Source organism: Bradyrhizobium sp. Pa8 (genome assembly GCF_052588265.1).
Window position 1 is genome coordinate 2,384,645 of record NZ_CP176767.1, and the last position, 17,013, is coordinate 2,401,657.

The 17,013-nt window shown below is 57.1% G+C and carries 14 protein-coding genes and 1 pseudogene; 10 read left to right on the top strand and 5 right to left on the bottom strand.

Translation table 11 applies throughout. The features are described from left to right. Positions 1-12: 12 nt before the first annotated feature. Positions 13-1,008 (bottom strand): S66 family peptidase, encoded by a 996-nt coding sequence (locus ACKWRH_RS10815; protein WP_445220503.1) that lies wholly within the window; start codon positions 1,006-1,008, stop codon positions 13-15. A gap of 1,237 nt (positions 1,009-2,245) precedes the next feature. Here ACKWRH_RS10815 and ACKWRH_RS10820 point away from each other — a divergent pair. The 4 genes from ACKWRH_RS10820 to ACKWRH_RS10835 all read left to right on the top strand — a co-directional run bounded on the left by ACKWRH_RS10820 (position 2,246) and on the right by ACKWRH_RS10835 (position 5,280). After that, positions 2,246-2,875: a hypothetical protein gene (locus tag ACKWRH_RS10820; protein ID WP_445220504.1), complete on the top strand. Its 630-nt coding sequence runs from the start codon at positions 2,246-2,248 to the stop codon at positions 2,873-2,875. Continuing rightward, complete coding sequence (gene nodU, locus ACKWRH_RS10825) at positions 2,851-4,512, top strand: nodulation protein NodU (RefSeq protein ID WP_445220505.1); 1,662 nt, start codon at positions 2,851-2,853, stop codon at positions 4,510-4,512. The genes ACKWRH_RS10820 and nodU overlap by 25 nt, the downstream gene beginning before the upstream one ends. A gap of 124 nt (positions 4,513-4,636) precedes the next feature. Further along, complete coding sequence (locus ACKWRH_RS10830) at positions 4,637-4,981, top strand: hypothetical protein (RefSeq protein WP_445220506.1); 345 nt, start codon at positions 4,637-4,639, stop codon at positions 4,979-4,981. After that, positions 4,948-5,280, top strand: a complete 333-nt coding sequence (locus ACKWRH_RS10835) for a hypothetical protein (RefSeq protein ID WP_445222650.1) — start codon at positions 4,948-4,950, stop codon at positions 5,278-5,280. Before ACKWRH_RS10830 ends, ACKWRH_RS10835 begins: the two co-directional genes overlap by 34 nt. A gap of 169 nt (positions 5,281-5,449) precedes the next feature. Here the strand turns inward: ACKWRH_RS10835 and ACKWRH_RS10840 are convergent. Beyond that, a pseudogene (locus ACKWRH_RS10840) lies at positions 5,450-6,019 on the bottom strand (hypothetical protein); the annotation flags it as partial. Between the two features lie 495 nt (positions 6,020-6,514). On the opposite strand from ACKWRH_RS10840, the gene ACKWRH_RS10845 reads away from it, so the two are divergent. From ACKWRH_RS10845 to ACKWRH_RS10855, 3 genes are all read left to right on the top strand, one after another. After that, positions 6,515-9,049, top strand: coding sequence for a tyrosinase family protein (locus ACKWRH_RS10845; RefSeq protein WP_445220507.1), 2,535 nt, complete (start codon positions 6,515-6,517; stop codon positions 9,047-9,049). Between the two features lie 10 nt (positions 9,050-9,059). Next, on the top strand, positions 9,060-9,413 hold the full coding sequence (locus ACKWRH_RS10850) for a hypothetical protein (protein ID WP_445220508.1): 354 nt from the start codon (positions 9,060-9,062) through the stop codon (positions 9,411-9,413). Between the two features lie 159 nt (positions 9,414-9,572). Next, positions 9,573-9,956, top strand: coding sequence for an META domain-containing protein (locus tag ACKWRH_RS10855; RefSeq protein WP_445220509.1), 384 nt, complete (start codon positions 9,573-9,575; stop codon positions 9,954-9,956). A gap of 18 nt (positions 9,957-9,974) precedes the next feature. Here ACKWRH_RS10855 and ACKWRH_RS10860 read toward each other — a convergent pair whose 3' ends face one another. Continuing rightward, complete coding sequence (locus ACKWRH_RS10860) at positions 9,975-12,206, bottom strand: S8 family serine peptidase (RefSeq protein ID WP_445220510.1); 2,232 nt, start codon at positions 12,204-12,206, stop codon at positions 9,975-9,977. A gap of 83 nt (positions 12,207-12,289) precedes the next feature. Continuing rightward, entirely contained in the window at positions 12,290-13,357 is a 1,068-nt protein-coding gene (locus tag ACKWRH_RS10865; RefSeq protein WP_445220511.1) for a trypsin-like serine peptidase, read from the bottom strand. A 404-nt stretch (positions 13,358-13,761) separates the two neighbouring features. Between ACKWRH_RS10865 and ACKWRH_RS10870 the strand changes: the two genes are divergently transcribed. Then, positions 13,762-14,220: a hypothetical protein gene (locus tag ACKWRH_RS10870; protein WP_445220512.1), complete on the top strand. Its 459-nt coding sequence runs from the start codon at positions 13,762-13,764 to the stop codon at positions 14,218-14,220. 27 nt (positions 14,221-14,247) lie between these two features. Continuing rightward, complete coding sequence (locus ACKWRH_RS10875) at positions 14,248-15,750, top strand: M48 family metalloprotease (RefSeq protein WP_445220513.1); 1,503 nt, start codon at positions 14,248-14,250, stop codon at positions 15,748-15,750. A gap of 163 nt (positions 15,751-15,913) precedes the next feature. Here the strand turns inward: ACKWRH_RS10875 and ACKWRH_RS10880 are convergent, their stop codons facing one another. Continuing rightward, positions 15,914-16,108 (bottom strand): hypothetical protein, encoded by a 195-nt coding sequence (locus tag ACKWRH_RS10880; protein WP_445220514.1) that lies wholly within the window; start codon positions 16,106-16,108, stop codon positions 15,914-15,916. Positions 16,109-16,565: 457 nt separating this feature from the next. Between ACKWRH_RS10880 and ACKWRH_RS10885 the strand changes: the two genes are divergently transcribed. Beyond that, complete coding sequence (locus ACKWRH_RS10885; protein WP_445220515.1) at positions 16,566-16,721, top strand: hypothetical protein; 156 nt, start codon at positions 16,566-16,568, stop codon at positions 16,719-16,721. Positions 16,722-17,013 lie beyond the last annotated feature (292 nt).

A 17,013-nucleotide genomic window follows, 5' to 3' on the forward strand; every position in this document is an offset into this window, starting at 1 on the left:
CTTTCCTTTTCGCTAGTGTTTGTTGACCCAGATTCGTGGTGTACCGACTTTTGCTTCGATCCGGGCTTCTCCTCCAATCGGGAGCGTCACGACTGGGGTGGTGTGACCAAAATCCACATTGGCCACAACCGGGATAGATTGGAGTTCTGGTTTATCTGCTACAATTGCTCGCAGAGTGGACTTTGACATTCCGCTTGCCACTTGAAACCGACCAATCAACACCCCTCGGACGCCTTCAAAATCCCGTTGCAAGATCAGCGATTGGAGTTGCCTGTCGAACTGTCGTGGGGTCGTATCGGCAGTGTCTTCAAGGCACAAAATGCTGCCGAGAAGACTTGGCCAGTAGTCGCTCCCCTGCAGGGCATTCAGTGAACGACAGTGCCCGCCAACTAGCCTTCCATGTGCAATGCCGGGATTAAGAACCCAGTAGCCTTCGTTCGGCATCCATTTTCGTTTTTCCTGGTCAATGTACCACTCATCATCGCTCCATGTGTGCGAGGGGGTAAGTTCAAACGGTTCACTCCTCATGCAGCACCTCTGGAAACTCTCTGCGATAAACGCAAGCCCGTCCTTCATGCCCCACGTTGAGAAGTGAGGTCCGGAATACGTCACCAGCCCCGTTCGCGCGAGAATCGCATTCGTGAGGGTGGTCGTGTCAGAGAAGCCGCATAGCACTTTTGGATTTCTTTCGATGAGTTTGAAATCGATGTGGCGCAGGAGCTGACTGGCATTGTACCCGCCAATGGCGGTGAGGATGACCGTGACAGATTCATCAAGGAACGCTTCATGAAGGTCGCTGACTCGAGCGGCCACTGATGAGGATTGAAAGCTATCCATTTCGGCAGCATGCCGCCCAAAACTGACGCGCATTCCGTATGATCTCAGCAGTTGCGTCGCCCTGTCTTTGACACTCGGAATGATAAAGCTCAAACTGCGAGACGGCGCTACCACACGCAAACCGGCTCCTTGAACAAGACGGGGCGGATACGTTGTATCAAAGTCGCTCATCGGCGATGTCTGCCAACTTATGACCGTAGCTGATTGCGTAATCGGGGCGTGCTAGAGGGCTTCCCAAGCTAGCGGGGCGGGCCGCCATTCCTCAATGGTCTCCCAAGCGACACCAAGCTCGGCTAGGTCACCTCGAAATACTATGCGGCGTCATCGGGTTCATGCCGACTGCAAACGCTCGGCGTCAGTCGATGATCGCCCTATGAATTTCTGCCGCTTCACGGCGAGATTCAATAAAGGCCAGGGTTGAGCAAAAATTGGGGGACCGGTGATGGGGTGGCGAAAGGTTTGCTTCATGGAGTCCTCGGGTTAGTTTTGGGGGAATTGAAATTGCGCAAAGAGCAGAAGCAGCGCGGGCGACTCGGCACCGCGGCTTTCAGAAGGCGCGCTGAAGTGGCGGCGCTGTCCATTCCGCCCGTGTGTTATCTAACTAGCTTCCAGTTGCAGTCTATTCCGCGTCCGTGAATGAGCCCCGGCAGATGTCTTTCCGCATATTCCTCCCGGCGGTCCCTGAAGCCAATTCCAACGTCCCCTCCTAAGCAGCTGGCCTTGTCTCATTGAAGCTTATAGACGTACGTCCAAACAACAACCATGAAATCGGGAAGCCTACCAAAACTAATGGGTCCAGGACCTCCTGCACTTGAAATGAACCTTTGGGCGCCGCGCATCGGAGCGGCGCTCCAATGACGGAGAGACTCGTTCAGTTGGATCGCAGCCAATCCCCCCAGGATTTGTCGACCTGGCGCCAATCGACCAGGCAACGCGCTGACGACGAACTTGTCTCTCCAGATACACCCGTTCCTGCGGACTCAGCACCGACGCTACGCTCGGCTGGCCTCTTATACTCGCATTCGCCACAGCGCAGCGCGCTGCTGTTCGGAGCCAAGCGCGCCCGGTGTTCGGAAGCCGCCAAGTTAATTGCACAGGACATTCGGATGCAAAACCAGGAACAATTCTCTGGTTCGCACTGGCCCAAATCCTGCAGGGTGACAGACTGGGCGCGTTTGAGTCTCGATCAGGGAATCTGATGACAGCATGGCTGTTGACTGTCTCACACCTACAAAGACGGCGGCGAAACAACCGCAATCCAGTTGTCCGGCCATATGCCACAGAGGATTGCGAACTACCGCATGAACTTACAGGACCGCTGTTTCGCGAAGTTCGTCGATGTTTCGTAACGCTGAGACCGTTTGCATGATCGTGCCCTCTAGGATGAGGTGGACTTGTGAGCCTGGACATGGACAAGAACTATCAATTGTCAGACTGGGTGTTGCCGACCGATGATCCGTGGCTGCTTCGGGGTAATCCGCTCGAGTGCGACCGTCACAACGGCTCTGGCTGTCGTTTCCGGAAGAAAACATCACAATGCGCTCGTCCTGTGCCCGTCGGTCGCATTCGCCGAAAAGCGAGCCCCTTAGTGCGAACAGCTCACAATGGTCGACATAATGCCGCGAGAAAACGGTGCGGCATGCCGACGGACGAAGAGATGGACGCAGATCCTAGTCTCCGACATTCTGAGTTCTCGATCATGGAGCTGTTCGGTCTGAACCTCGTGAGAGCAGTTCCTCATATGCCAATGAGCGAAATGGGTGCTACCATCCGCGGTCTAACGCGGATGCTTGCACCAAGTGGATGGCCGGTTCTCCGATCGGTGCTTGATGCTTCTTTGTCGGCACTCGGTCACGCTGCTGACGCGGCGATCATCGCCATGCGGAATGACAGGTTGCTCGAAATCGACCGCACTGCAGTGCCACCGTGTGGTCAACTACGTGATTGCCTGCCCGTCCTGTTTTCGGATTGCGATTTCGAGCTTGAATCTTCCAGGTTAGATATGGTGGAACTATGCGCATCTGCGGTATCAAGCTGACGCATGACGGGGCAATCGCTCTGATCGAGGATGGAAGACTTGTTTTTTGCGTCGAGCAGGAGAAACGAGGCAATAATCCTCGGTATCAAGACATCGACAATCTCGATGCAATTGTCGTTGCTTTGGCGGAGCACGGTCTGGATGCCCGGGACGTCGATGAGTTCGTCGTCGACGGCTGGGTTGGGCACACAGAGTCGCAATTGGAGGTTGTTAGCGGTACGGAGCCTATCACGCTCAAAGGGGCGCCATATCTTGAACGCCATGCCGAAGACCCGCTCACGTCGCGCGACGGCTTTGGCCTGATGCTTGAGGGCAGGGGCTATCCTTACAGAAGCTATCCCCACGTCACCGGCCATATGGCCTCCGCATACTGCACCAGCCCCTTTGCTAAAGCAGGCGAACCCGCGTTCTGCCTGGTTTGGGACGGCGCCATGTTTCCACGTCTCTATTATGTAGAACGCGACAGAGCCCGGTTCCTCGAATACCTGTTCCCGATGATTGGGCATATCTATCCTGCGGCGAGCCAGCACTTTGGACCTTATAAGAGGAGAAACCGCTCCGGCTGGGGTGACCGGGCGATCTCCGGCAAGCTGATGGCCTACATCGCTCTCGGGTCTGTGGATGAAGATATTGTGGCGGTGTTTCAAGAGCTATACGGGAAGCGCTTTGGGGACGATACGGACCTTGCCCACCGTGTCGACTTCAACAATATGGAGTCGGCGATTTCCACTGTGCATGATTTCTTCGAAGCGAGTGCGCTCCGGTTGAAGGCTAAACCACCAGAAGATGTGCTTGCATCCTTTCATTCCTTCATCGAGCGTCTGCTCGTCCAACAAATGAAGATTGCTTTGCAACGGCTTATTCCGGGACGACGAAATTTGTGTATAGCTGGCGGTTGCGGCCTTAATATCAAATGGAACAGTGCACTGCGCGCAACAGGCTTGTTCGATGCTGTCTGGGTCCCACCGTTTCCTAATGACAGTGGCTCGGCAGTCGGCGCCGCTTGCTCCGCAATGGCGGCGCGCAAGGGCTTCGTGCCGTTGGAATGGTCCGTCTACAGCGGCCCGGCGTTGAAGCGGGGCCATGTGCCGCCCGAGTGGAGGGCCGCGCCGTGCAGCATGCGCGAACTTGCGATCATTCTCGTCGGTAACAAGCCCGTGATTTTCCTTGCCGGACGCGCCGAGCTTGGACCGCGGGCGTTAGGTAGCAGAAGCATTCTCGCAGCCGCGACATCGGCGGGAATGAAAGACTATCTCAACGATATCAAGCTTCGTGAACAGTTTCGGCCGGTGGCGCCGATCTGTCTGGAGGATCGTGCACCGGACATTTTCAGCCCTGGAACGCCGGATCCTTACATGCTTTTCGATCACCGGATACGTGCAAAATGGCGCGACAAAGTTCCTGCGGTTGTTCATCTCGACGGATCTGCGCGATTGCAGACCATTCATAGAACCTCTCAGCACGTAGTCGCCGAGCTTCTCGTCGAATATGAAAAGCTCACGGGCATCCCGCTGCTTTGCAATACGAGCGCCAACCTCCATGGCCGTGGTTTTTTTTCGGATACCGCAACTGCCTGCCAGTGGGGACGTGTCGAACACATATGGAGCGACGGTCTACTGTGGACGAACGCGCCGTGAGTGGACATGGCTAGACCCTATGTTCGCCCTCTGAGGTGACGGGCGGCCCGCCCCGCGGCAAGCTCCTATCGAGGGTTGCGCCGGATGGTCTGGCGCCGAGCCTTATGCATGGGGAGCGGGCCTGATGAACGATAGCATCTTCGTGGGGCTGGATGTGCACAAGCCGACGATTTCGGTTGCGGTGGCCGAAGGGATGCGCGGCGGGGATGTTCGTAACTTGGGGATCATCGCCAATCGCGCCGATCAAATCGCCGAGCTGGCGAAGGAGCTTGGCAAGGGTGACCGGCAGGTAAGCTTTTGCTACGAAGCCGGTCCCTGCGGATACGGGCTGCATCGACAACTGACGGGACTGGGACACACCTGCATCGTTGTGGCCCCCTCGCTGATCCCGATGAAGGCCGGGGATCGGGTTAAACCGACCGGCGCGATGCGGCGATGCTGGCCAAGCTGCACCGGAGCGGCGAGCTGACAGCCGTGTGGGTTCCGGATGCGGCGCATGAGGCCATGCGCGACTTGGTGAGAGCCCGCGCCACGTCGATGCATGTGCTCGGCAAGGCGCGGCAACATCTCCATGGCTTCCTGCTGCGACATGGGCGTATCTATGCCGGCAAGAAGGGTTGGACCCTGGCTTATCGTCGCTGGCTCACCACGGTGCGCTTCGATCACCCGGCGAGCCAAATCGTTCTGCAGGACTACATTCATGCCGTGACCGACGCTGAAGCCCGTGTGGCCTGCTTGACCAAGTCGGATCGAGGAGCTCAGGTCTGATTCCGGGTACTAGTCTAGGTGTGTGCAGATCTGTCGCGACGGGCAGGTTGGCGAGATAGTATTTCGTCTCCCCGGAGGCGCGTTGCTCGCCGATGAGCCAGGCTTCGTCGCCTGGCAGATGCTGCTGCCCCGTATCTGTTTTCACCTTCGCGAACTCGCAAAAGCAATGGGCCGCCGTCAAGATAGCATTTGACGAAATCAGGGTCCCGGTGCAAAGGGCCGATGAGCCATGTCCCGGCCATGCATACGCTATTTGCGCCACGGATGGATAATCAACCGTAGCTGCCGTTCCTGGGCCAACAACAAACGGTGTCAACGTCGTGGGACCCACCACGCTGGGTCGCTGAAGGTGCGGCGGAGCGGGCAGAGTGCTGCCGTCAGGGCCTAGCTGAAGCAATTGTTGCAAGTCGGTGGGTACGACGACAGCGTCAAGCTTCCTCCTTGCTTCCAAAGGAGAAAGGGTGGCTATCTCATTACTTAGTTGACGCACATTCTTCGCAAAGCTCTCAAGGTCGCGTTGATGGTCCCTCAAGAAATCCAGCTGGGCGGGACGCAACGCAGATTCCAGCCCTTCAAGGCGCATCATATTTTCGAGCGCTTGCGTAGCGCCTAGCTGTTTGAGTCCGGACAGCCCTCCATCCGCCGCTCGGGCACTTTCGGTCGATTGTTTTGTTGCGGAACGATTGAGGGATTGCACCTTCTTCAGGTGTTGGTCGACGAAGCCTGAAAGACTCTGCATTCGGCTGGCTGCCTGCCGAAGCGGATCAGGACCCTTCAGCTCTTGACCGGCGGATGGATCGATACCGTGGCGCTTTATCCGCTCGACAGAGCGAATTTCCCAATCAGTCCGTCCGTTGAAAATTACGGAGGCGTGCTAAATGCCACGGACAATCGACATGGAATTGTCGGTTATTTGAACGATCCAGACGTGGCCAAGCATGTGCTAGATGCTCTTGGTGTTTGAGTTCATCGGGTTCGGACCTCCGGAATCGGGCTTCGTCGCAGCTAGTTGCGCGATGGTAGGCCAGTGTTCAGCGGAGCACTCATAGCTCGATTGCGGCCTATCTACGCAAGTTTGTCAAAATTCGTTGCACAACCATTGCGCGATCAGTCGGAGCGCGGTAAAGTTGCTTCCATTGTTCTAATTGCTATTTCGGTGGTGCAGCGCGAGGGCGTTGGCCGCAGGCCTCGTAAAAGCCTTTCGTCAACCTGTATCCGGACCTTCGAGGCTGCAATGACGATCAGCAGGCGTGAGCTTGTCGGTGGGTTGGCCTTTGCAACTGTTGACTTTGCTGCAATCGTATCGTCCCCGGCTTCCGCGCAACAGGAGACCAATCCGAAGATTGAAATTGAGATCAATAACACCTTGACTCTCGACGACGACTATCTCACTTGGGCGCCCACGCCGGCAAGGATCAAGCTCGCCGCGCCCGGACCAAGCGCCGTCACAGTGACACTGACCAACGATCCAGACCAGGCAATACCAGCAGGTCGCTCTCAACCTTTGGACGGCAGGGTCGCTTTTGCTGAGAAGGTTGCCGCGGGGCAGACCGCGCAGCTTTCGAGTCTGACATTGACGCTGCCGCCTGACGGCAGTTGGGTCCCGTTCGTGGTCGCGGGCGCGTTTCCCCGAGCCAGCAGCGCGGACAAAGACACGGGTATTGAAATTCACCTTGGTGACGCAACGGGACCTATCATCGCGACACACGCCGTGATGGTCCGTATTAGAAAGAACATTGAGAGTCTGACGAGTGCCGAGCGTGAAGCCTTTCTCAAGGCTATGCGTGATCTACACATGGGAGCAAAAGGGTTTGAATATTTTCCGCAAATGCATGATCTCGCCGCGCAGGGCAAGAGCCCTTATCAAGAGGTTAAACTACCAGACGGATCGTTCAACCCAAAGTTCTGGCCTGATCAAGCCCACCAAGGCGCCGCTTTTCTAGCGTGGCACAGAACGTTTTTGCTGTTGTTCGAACGACGTCTCCAGGCGATCAATCCTGCAGTGACAATTCCTTATTGGCGCCAGAACGTCGCTACGACAGCGTTTGATCGATTGTTCCTCGGCACAAATCAGCGTCCGGTAGGCACCTTTCAGACGGAGGTGATCTTCTCGCCGGCCAATTGGCTCTACGGCTGGAGCATCTCCTACAAGAATCTCAAGACCGTCATACGATCTCCCAAGGATACTTCTTGGTTGAAGCGGGGCAATGGTACGCCCTTGATCGGCGACAATGATCTCTTCGGGACAACCCCGCCTTATCCCGATGCGGAAAAGTACATAAACTTCTCGCGCGCTATCGAGAATGACCCACACAACGTCGGCCATGCACTACTCGGCGCCTGGCACGCAAGCTGCCTGATTTCTCCGTCAGATCCGTCGTTTTGGCCATTCCATGCAGAGGACGACCGTCTATGGGCAAAGTGGCAATGGTTTTATGGCCGGTTCGATACAGAAGGAAAGACGGAGGATAGCTATCATTTCACGAAGACGTTTGTTCCCAATGATGCATCAACGACAACGCTCGGTCACAATCTAAAAGATACGATGTGGCCGTGGGACGGTACTAAAGGACGGGTGTTTGAAGACGACAACAGTCGCGCGAACCATCCGGATCAAAATCCATTTAGCCCGTTTCCAAAGGCAACTGCCGGGGGCATCTGGCCGTCGGCCGATGCGAAGCCGCGTCCGGCGGATATGATCGACTATCTGGGACTCGGCGGAACACTGCCGCACGGGGTCGCATACGACGACGTACCTTATGGAGTAATGCCACAGCCTCCGGTGACTTCGATCGCCGCTTTGCCGCCGTCGTTTGCAAGTGTTCTGGCTGAAACAGCTCTGGACAATCAGGCGCCAGCGAGCCGCCGTATCGTAGCCTTGTCGTCCCTGCGGGCCGCTGGCCACGCGCAATCTCAGTCAGTGCTTCAGTCGGTGGTGTACGATGTCGCATCACCGCCGAACGTGCGCCAATTGGCGGCGACAAATCTGATTGGGGCTGACCCCACAGGAGGGGCCGAACATGTGTTGGGCGAGATTCAACGCAACCCGCAGCAAGCTCTCCCGTTACGCGCCGCGCTGATCGAAACTGCAGCGCTCGTTCACCATGGCCAGGTTTCCGGCCACGTTGCGCACCAAGTTCACCACCTGCTGACGCAAATTGCGGGCAATGTCGCGGATGGACAGGCCGTGTCAGCGGCGGTATCGCTTGCCGAGATGGGAGATCCAAAGGCGGGCACCTATCTCGTGAATCTGCTTCGAACGCCAAGTCGCGCTTCTGGCGAAAGAGCACGAGTTGTTGCGGCGCTGTCGCTGACGTCCTTTGCAGGGACACCAGTTACGTTACGGGAAGTGCTCGAACAAGCAATCCGGGAAAACGATACCGAAACTGCGTTGGCAGCCGTCAGAGTGCTGGCCGGCGATCCAGACACGCGTGCCATGAGACTAAAATTGGTCGACGAAGATCCGAACGTTGATCCGCTGGTTAATCAAGCTGCAATTCGCAGCCTGATGCTGGAAACGACGGATGTCCTTCCGAAGCTCCTTGCATATCTCGAAGGCTCTCTGAACCCGGCGCAGCGCAACAGCAAGCTGGAATCTGCGGGCGCGTTCCGAGTGATCATACAGGCGTTCAAGCCGTTTCCACGGGCCGATGTCGACGGCTGGAAAGCCAAGCTTCGCGCCGTGCGTGACGGGGCGCCGGGAACAGCTACAGAGCTCAAAGAGGCGCTCGACAAGACGCTGGACATCCTAGAGACCGCATCGACCTAAGGAGCCGGTCATGGTGACATTTTCTGACGTCAAGACGACGCTGGGTCAGCTCGTCGAAGGCAGGGATATCCCGCGCATGAAAATTACCCATGGCGGGAATGCATTTAGTTGGGACACGGCTGGAGAACTCCGAAATGCCGTCGCAGTCATATTTGGCACGACTTACAGGCTGATAGATCCTGCGCTTGTTGGGAATGGTCGAGCGGACGAGACCTTTCTAGTGCAGGTATTGATGGGCCCTCTCGACGATCAGGATATACCGAGGATGCCTTTTCGCGGTCCGTTTGCGACAGCTGATCAGATCAAGGTGATCCGGGATTGGATCAACGACGGCGCAGGGGATGACGCGTCAGCTTGCACATGATCTTCTCAATCATTGGGCTCACCAGCAGCCGACGGTACGGACCGAGTCGTGGTGGAACCAGATGCACGGCGATTTGCATATTGTCCAATTTTCGATGGCTTCGGAACAATATTGGGGGCGATGATATTCGGCCTGCCAATAGGGCCGTGGAGTAGGGTTATGGGAAAGCTCAACCTGACCGTGCTCACGTTCATTGCCTATTTCGTCTTTATCAATCCAGGCCCCTCAGCCGAGATTGTGGATCTTCAGGGGCGATGGACTCTTGTCGCGATCTCCGGAGCACCGACCGGCAGTTCCCCCTCCGTTCATTTCGAAATCCAAAGCACGGCGATTAGTGGCTTCGACGGCTGCAATAGTTTCGCAGGATCACTCGACAAGCCGGACGCCATCATCGCGACACAGCGCGCTTGTGCCGACGGCCCTCCCTTCGATGTGTCTGATCTTGTCCGCAACATGCGGCTTGCAACACTGGTCGCGGGACGCCTGACCGTTACGTTGGGGCCAACACGTCAGCAATTCGAGTTCAGCAAGCAAGACCAATGAATTGGCGAGGAGGCAGACTCATCGCTCACGAAGCATCACGGTTTGAATGTTGCTGAACGCGATCTTCCGGCTACTCAGCAACGCGCTGTCGTAGAACTGGAAGATGGGCGAAACATCGTCGGCGACGTCGCAATTGCGCGGCATCTCGAACGTCTTGACGCCATCGCGCGGGTTCGAGAAAAATACCTGGAACGTCGTTCCCTTGCCGTCCGGCGTTCGACCGACGCGGTCGATGCGGTAGATGCGCTTGAGTTCACGTGGGCTACCGCAGGCGCCCGAGAACGGGATTTTCGCGTTCAGATCGAGCCGCCCTTTCGATCTCGACACCGTCGCCTTCCCGCCACTTGTGGTTAGCTCGTCGATGATGTCGTTGTAGATGGCGAGCGCGGCTTCGGGATCGAGCTTCGCGCCGAAGCGCGCTTTCCCTTCGCGACTCTTATCATGCTCCGCCGTCACCACGATGCGCCGCTTGACGTCGGGCGTCGGCAAGCCTTCCGCCTTCAGCAGTGTGGCGACAAATGTGACTATCGGCGCTGCGAAGGATGTACCATGCTCCTTCTCGACGACGAGTTGATCACTACCGTCACGCTTCGGTACCGGTATGAAGCAACCGGGGGCTAGGATATCGACATAATTCGGACTCCAATTCGAGAAGTCGGCAACCGAACCGTCCTCCCGAAGCGCACCGACAGTGATAATCGACGCTCCCTTGCTCGCAAGTTCTCCACCGAGATTGGCAGGATACCGAGGGTCCGTATCCAGTTCCAATCCGAAATTTCCTGAGGCCACGACGGCCAACATTTTCGGGTTCTTTTCCAGCTCAATCCGAAGGTTTTTGATCGTCTCCTTCGACTCGAAACTCATATTGATGATATCGATCTCGTTGCGCTGTGCGTAAGATATGAGAACAGACAAGTCCTTGTTCGCCATTCCGGGCGGAGGGCCAGCTTCCATCAGGTTGGCGAAGTGCAAGCGGATCGGCAGCGGCCGAAGCATCCGATAGCGGTACAGTTGGATGCCGCCGATCGCCAAGGATGCCACGGACATACCGTGATCCCTGTAGGTATACGACTTCAGCGCGCCGATCTCCCCCGTGCTGCTGGCGAGCGAAAAGCCGTACTCGTTGCCGAACATGCCGTCGCCGTTCTGATCGGCGAGGGGCGATCCCGGATCCTGCCCGCGTTCGTCGTCGATGCCGAAGAAATCCTCTGCGGAGAAGAACTGTTGCGGCTCGGAAATCCTGTTCTGCGCTTGGTCGGGTTTGAGAAAGACGTTGATGTCGAATCCGGTGTCGGCGATCATGACAGGGACCGTTCTCAGCGACCGTCCGCGCCGTGTCCGCTCGGAGGCATTAAGCAGAAAGGTATCGAGCAGCCTGGACGTGTCGAACGGCCAATTCAGGTAGTTGCTCGCCCTGCCGTTCTGCCATCCCTTCTGACAGTCCGCGGTCGATGCCGGCAAAGCGGCCGGAACCACGATGTTGGTCTCATAGTAGGAGACGGCGTTGTCTGGCGGAAATGCTCTTGCGATCGTGTCTGCGTTACCGGCCCTCTCGAGATTGCGCGCGGGGATCGCGGTGACGCTGCCATGCTCGCCATCGCGCATAGTCTGGGCGGCAAGGGCGGGGTCCTTGACGAGCCGCTCTGCGAGGTCGGTCGTGGCCGTTTCGAAGGCCTGCCGCCTGGACTCAGTGGTGATGCCCTTGATCTGCGCCTCCTTCGCCGCCGTCAGTTGCTTCTCTATGATGGCTGTCGTGGCGGCCGCAGTGGTTGGTGCGCTCTCCTGAAGTGTCGGCAATTCCTTGGAAGCATTCAGAGCGGTTTCGACCTGCTTGTCGAGGTCCCCCGCCACGGGTGCCTTCCCGATACTCTGAACGATGGCGGTCGATGGCGTGTATTTGACGCAGGCCGGGTATTTTAACGTCTTCCGGCCCGAGAGGTCGGCGGTCAGATCGTCGACCCCATTCAATTTCTTGAATTCTTCAAGAATGAGCGGATCGAGCCATCCGCACCGTGTCTTGATCTGGGCGAGGTAATCCTGGGCCGGTCCTTCAGTCGCTTCCAGCTTGAACAGTTCCTTGACAGCTTCCTGATTGGGCAGCTGCTTCGCCGAAAGCTCGATCATGGCGCGTGGCTGATTGGCCAATTGCCTGACGACGTCGCCCAATAAACCCCCAGCGGCGGCCGGCTCGAGGCCGGCGAACGTCGCTGCTATGGCTACAATACCAGTTGCTGTTCGCGTGCGTCTCATTGGTGGTGCTCCTGCACGAGGCGGAGGTCACTGGAATGCGCCCCGAGCGGGGGACCCGTACCCCCGCCGGCGCACGATATCAGCTAGTTGCAGAAGCCCGGGTTGGCACCGCAGGCGCTGTCGACCAATGATTGAATGTTTGATTTCGTCGTGTAGATCGAATTGCGCGCAAAGCGAGACGCGCCTTGCACCATGACCTTTCCGGTATTGTAGCCCCAGCTCGTCGTCGCGACGACCTGATTTGGATCACCGGCGTTCGGCGCCGGGCCTACGTAAGAGGACGACGGCGTGCCGAAATTCAGGATCCAAGGACAGCCGCTGGAGCCGCCGGTCTGGGCAGACCCGATGATCACGTTGGATGGACTATCCTGATACCCGAGCGAATCCGTACGCAGCATTCTGGCACCGTCATAGTTCTTCTGCGGGTATCCGAGTTGCGTGATTTGCGTCGCCTTCTTGCCGAATAGGTCGAAATACCCCCAATCGTCGGTTTTGAATGAGTATTTGCCGACGACCTCTGCCACGAATTTATCGTTGAGCTTCTCGAGCACGATAACGGCGACGTCGTTCTCGCAAACGATACCTGCGACCGTGCACTTGTCGGTGCCATCGTAATACGCTTTCGATATCCACCACTCCTTGGCGCGCCAGGTGCCGTAAGGCCGCTTGTCGGCATATCGGGCCGGCTCGAAACTGATGGAGTGAGCGAAGCCTGCCGCTTGCTTGCCGAAATTGTGAACGCAGTGCGCGGCAGTTACGACGAGTCCTTGGCCGATGACCGATCCGGAGCACACGTAGCTGCCGTCCGCAAACGTCATCAAGATCTTGCCCGTCGCGCGCCAGGGAGCCTTGTCGACAGGTGTTATTTCGCCCACGGCACTCGCTTCCATCGTAGTGAACGGATGACCGCCGTCGCCAGCGGCCGCTGGGTTGGGTGTGCCGTCATCTTTGAGGCCGAGGGCCTGCTTCAAGGTCGGCGGAAGATCGCTAGGGTTTTCGATGATCGGAAACCGCGACTTCTCGTTTCCGGGCTGGACCGACGAGGGTCCAGGAGTAGGGCGACCCACGACATTGTCGTTTGCAGTTGCCTGACTTGTCCCAATAAGGGCCGTGATGAGAATTGTTGCTTTCAATGAGGTGCGTGTGAACATCACTTCCTCCTGCTATTGATTGCTAAAACAAATTTCTCGGCGTCCAATACTCTGTCACTCTCCAGACGAGTGTCCTCCTTCCTCCAATCGTCCGTCGAAACCGTCCGGGCGTTCGATGCTAAGCAGCTTAAGATTGCACAACCGGCCGCGTCGATGCAATACTTTGGATTGCGACCATGCGACGGCGTGAAGCCGATCGGTCGCGGCCATGCATGTTTGTTCGTGGAGAGGGCTGAGGGCCGGGACCACTTGGCCCGGCGCGCTGGCGCGTAGAGCCCGGTCGGCTAAGCGACGCGCCCCAATCGTTAGCAGGCCATCTCCAGTGTTGGCTGGGGTAAACGGGGTTCCCCTTGTCGTATCTTGCAACTTTTAGTATGTGTGGGCGATTTCAATGGAGTACCGCCATGTCAGCCGACAGTTCAGATGGCCGCGAAGTATTCATTCGTCAACTCGTGAATGATGTGGCACCGGCCGAAGCGCCGTTGGTCCCCGATTACATCGCGGCTGTTGACGCGGCCAAAGCCAAGTCGGTCGATGGTCTCGAATTCGGGATCGAAGGTTTCGTCGAAGCGCTCGGGCCGCTTGTCGTTTTGGTATCAACGACCCTTTTTACGGATTTGGGAAAGTGGGCTCTCTCCGGCACCGAGGAGGCTATCAAGACCCTGATCAAGCAAGGCGGCCAACGTCTGCTTGCGGCTTGGTTAGGCGCTCCGAAGAAGGGAGGTCTGAAGGATGTTTTGACCGATCAGGGGAAGTCCGAATTGTTGGCGATGGTTCGGGCTTCCCTAAAGGGTAAGAAGATCGAAAAGGAGAAGATAGACAAGATCATGGCGGCGCTCGAAAAGAGACTTTTTGAGACTTGAGAAGGAACATCATCTGGGGCGCGGGCCATGCTGAAGCGGTTGCGCCGAGAGAACGCACTGAGGTCCTGGTCGGTCTCACTGCTGTGCTTCGTTATTTCCGTGATGTATTTTGGCACCACGATCTACCCGGTGCTCCGAGGCAGTTGGATCGAAGCCACGATCGCTGAGCACCATCTCATCGTTGCCGCGCTAACCTACGGGCTACTCTTCTTCCTCGTCTTTTATGTGGGGACATTTATTTCGATTTACAATTTCAAGCGGCTGGCTCCTCGGCGTATCCGAAGTCGTTTCATTGTGGAGGCGAGCACACAACTATCTCGTAAGTTGGCTATCAAGCCGCTTCTCTTTTCCTTCGGCAACTTTGAGGAAAAACGGATTGTAGCTACGTCAATCCGGTCAAAATCCATCGTGCTGATCGGGGCTGGCGTCTTGCCCCTGGCGGCAGTCGCCCCTGGTGATTTTGCATTCCGATTGGCGCACGAGCTGACGCACTTGGCGGCGAACGACTACCGGGCAGATCGCATTGTAAGGACGCACTATGTCTGCTTTGCAGTGCTTATGGGGATAAGTCTCGCGGACGCCGTTTATGGCTACATCGGGCATGCAATTCGCTGGATCCACATCATATCCCGTCCAGGAATGGTTGGCAGTGGCACCCCGATGAATGCGATTCTCTCAGGCCTCGCAAGTAGCTTAGAGATTTCATCACTTTTTGGGCTCGTGCTGACGCTATTGCTTTTAGAGCGCATCGCTACTCGCCGGTCACGTGAACTCCATGCGGACGGTATCGCCTCGCGCATCACCAAAGCGAGTTTTCCGACGTTTGGCGCCGTCGAACCCGCACGCAAAACCAACCGTATAGTTCGCTCGATCAATGAGTGGTTCGCGCCGCATCCGGATCGGTCAGAGCGAGCCTTGGCGCTTGAGGAACAAAATCCGTTCACCCGGATGAGCAAGTTGTTTCTCGTCACACATTGTTTTCTGCTCAGCTATTTCATTGACGTAACCCTACAACTCGTGAGTTCGGATGCGCGACACCGGGCCATGTTGATTGCATGGAGATGGCGTGACGAACCAATCGCCGTCTTCACCCCATCGTTAGTGGCTGGACTTTTCTATATTGCGTCAACTCACATGATGGTCAGCAGGGTAACCCTTGCCGGGCGCGGCGAGGGCAAATTCTCTTTCGTTAAATTTGTCGGCTACCTGGCCTGTGCCATAGCGGGAGCAGTTTTGATGATCCTTACAAGTCAATCCATTTGGTACTCCTGGAGGCCTGTCACGAGCGGAGTTGTCAAATTGTGGACAGCCCAATGGGACCTGTTTCTTCTTTTGGCGGCAAGCAGCTTGGCCGTAGCCGTTGCTTTGGGTCTTGCGACGACCTTTGGCAATTCGAAAAGAAGTTTCAGCTGGGTTTCAGTGCTGCCAATCTCGATCGTGCTTGCAACTGCATTGGGGATAGCAATCGCGACGCCGACACCACCGGCACCGTGTACAGAGCGCGACTACATGCACAGAAGCGATTGTTAGCAAAGTGCCCCGGGGCAAGCAGCTCTGCACCTTGCGGGTCATCAGCTCTCAACGGACTTCAACCATCCGGGCCTCACCGATGGTCTCCCTTGCCACGCCAGCGTGCCTCGCCGCTGCTTCGGGATGAATCGCACAGAGCCACGTCGGTGTCCTCAGTTCATGATCAGCCGGTGGCTTCCTTGCGCTCGCGGATGACGAGCCTTCCGCTCACTGGCAGGGCGATCAGTTCGACGTTGAAGCCCTTGCCGTCGTCGTGCGGCCAGACCGCACCGATCTTGGTCCAGAACGCACTCTCGCCTTCGCCCGAGATGACGAAGGCCTCGTGGCTCGGCTTCTTGGCGTTGGGTTTTGCAGGCATTGTATTCTCCAGGTTGGGTTTGCCGCGAGGGCAGGACCGGCCGGGAGACAAAAACGTTCTGGTGCCGATCGTTGCCGGCATGCGGTTGGAAACAATTTCAGCGGTGACGGCTCTTCACGCAAATCGCATTATCCCGCCAGGTCAGGTGCCGCAGGCGGGACACGGTTTGTCGGATCCGCTGCCCCGAACGAGAGGCGCCTGCCTGGGTGGCTCCTGAGCGCTCAAGGCGAGGAACTGGACTCCAGGTCCGGCGCGTCCGCGATTGCGCCCGCGCGTTGTCCGACGCTCGCTAAGGCGTAATGCTGAAAAGCAGAAATTAGGCTTGCTCCGTCGGGCAGAATCAGGTGGTCGACGGAAAAAAGACGATCAGCCTGGGCGGTACTACGCTCGAACTGATCTACGTCGGTCGAAATCATTCGGACAACACGCTTGTCAGCGGCTATCGAAGGAGCGGGTGGTGTTCGCGGTTGACTTTGCTCCTATGGAGCAGGTCCTGTTCCGCAACATCCCGGACAATGCATCTCCGCTCGAATATATCGATTCACTCAAGAAGCTCGCCGCGCTGGACTGGGAGCGGGTGCTTCCCGGCCATCCCAAACGTTTGTCGGAATGACGTTTGATTTTGTTGCGAAATCATACGCCTCTTAATCAGCGGGTCTCCCGCCTCTCATCAGGATGCACAGTCGAAAGCTGACCACCGATTAACCACCGAAACCCCGCGAACAAACGGCGATAAAGGTGGTCAATAGCGAACGAACTTCATTGTTTTTATTGATCTTTTAGGCCGCTATTTACGTTCGGGACGCAGGGGTCGCAGGTTCGAATCCTGCCACTCCGACCATTCTTCCAAAAGTCGACGTTTTCCAGAGGCTTGGCGGACCGGCCGCCAGCGCCTCGGGAGCGCC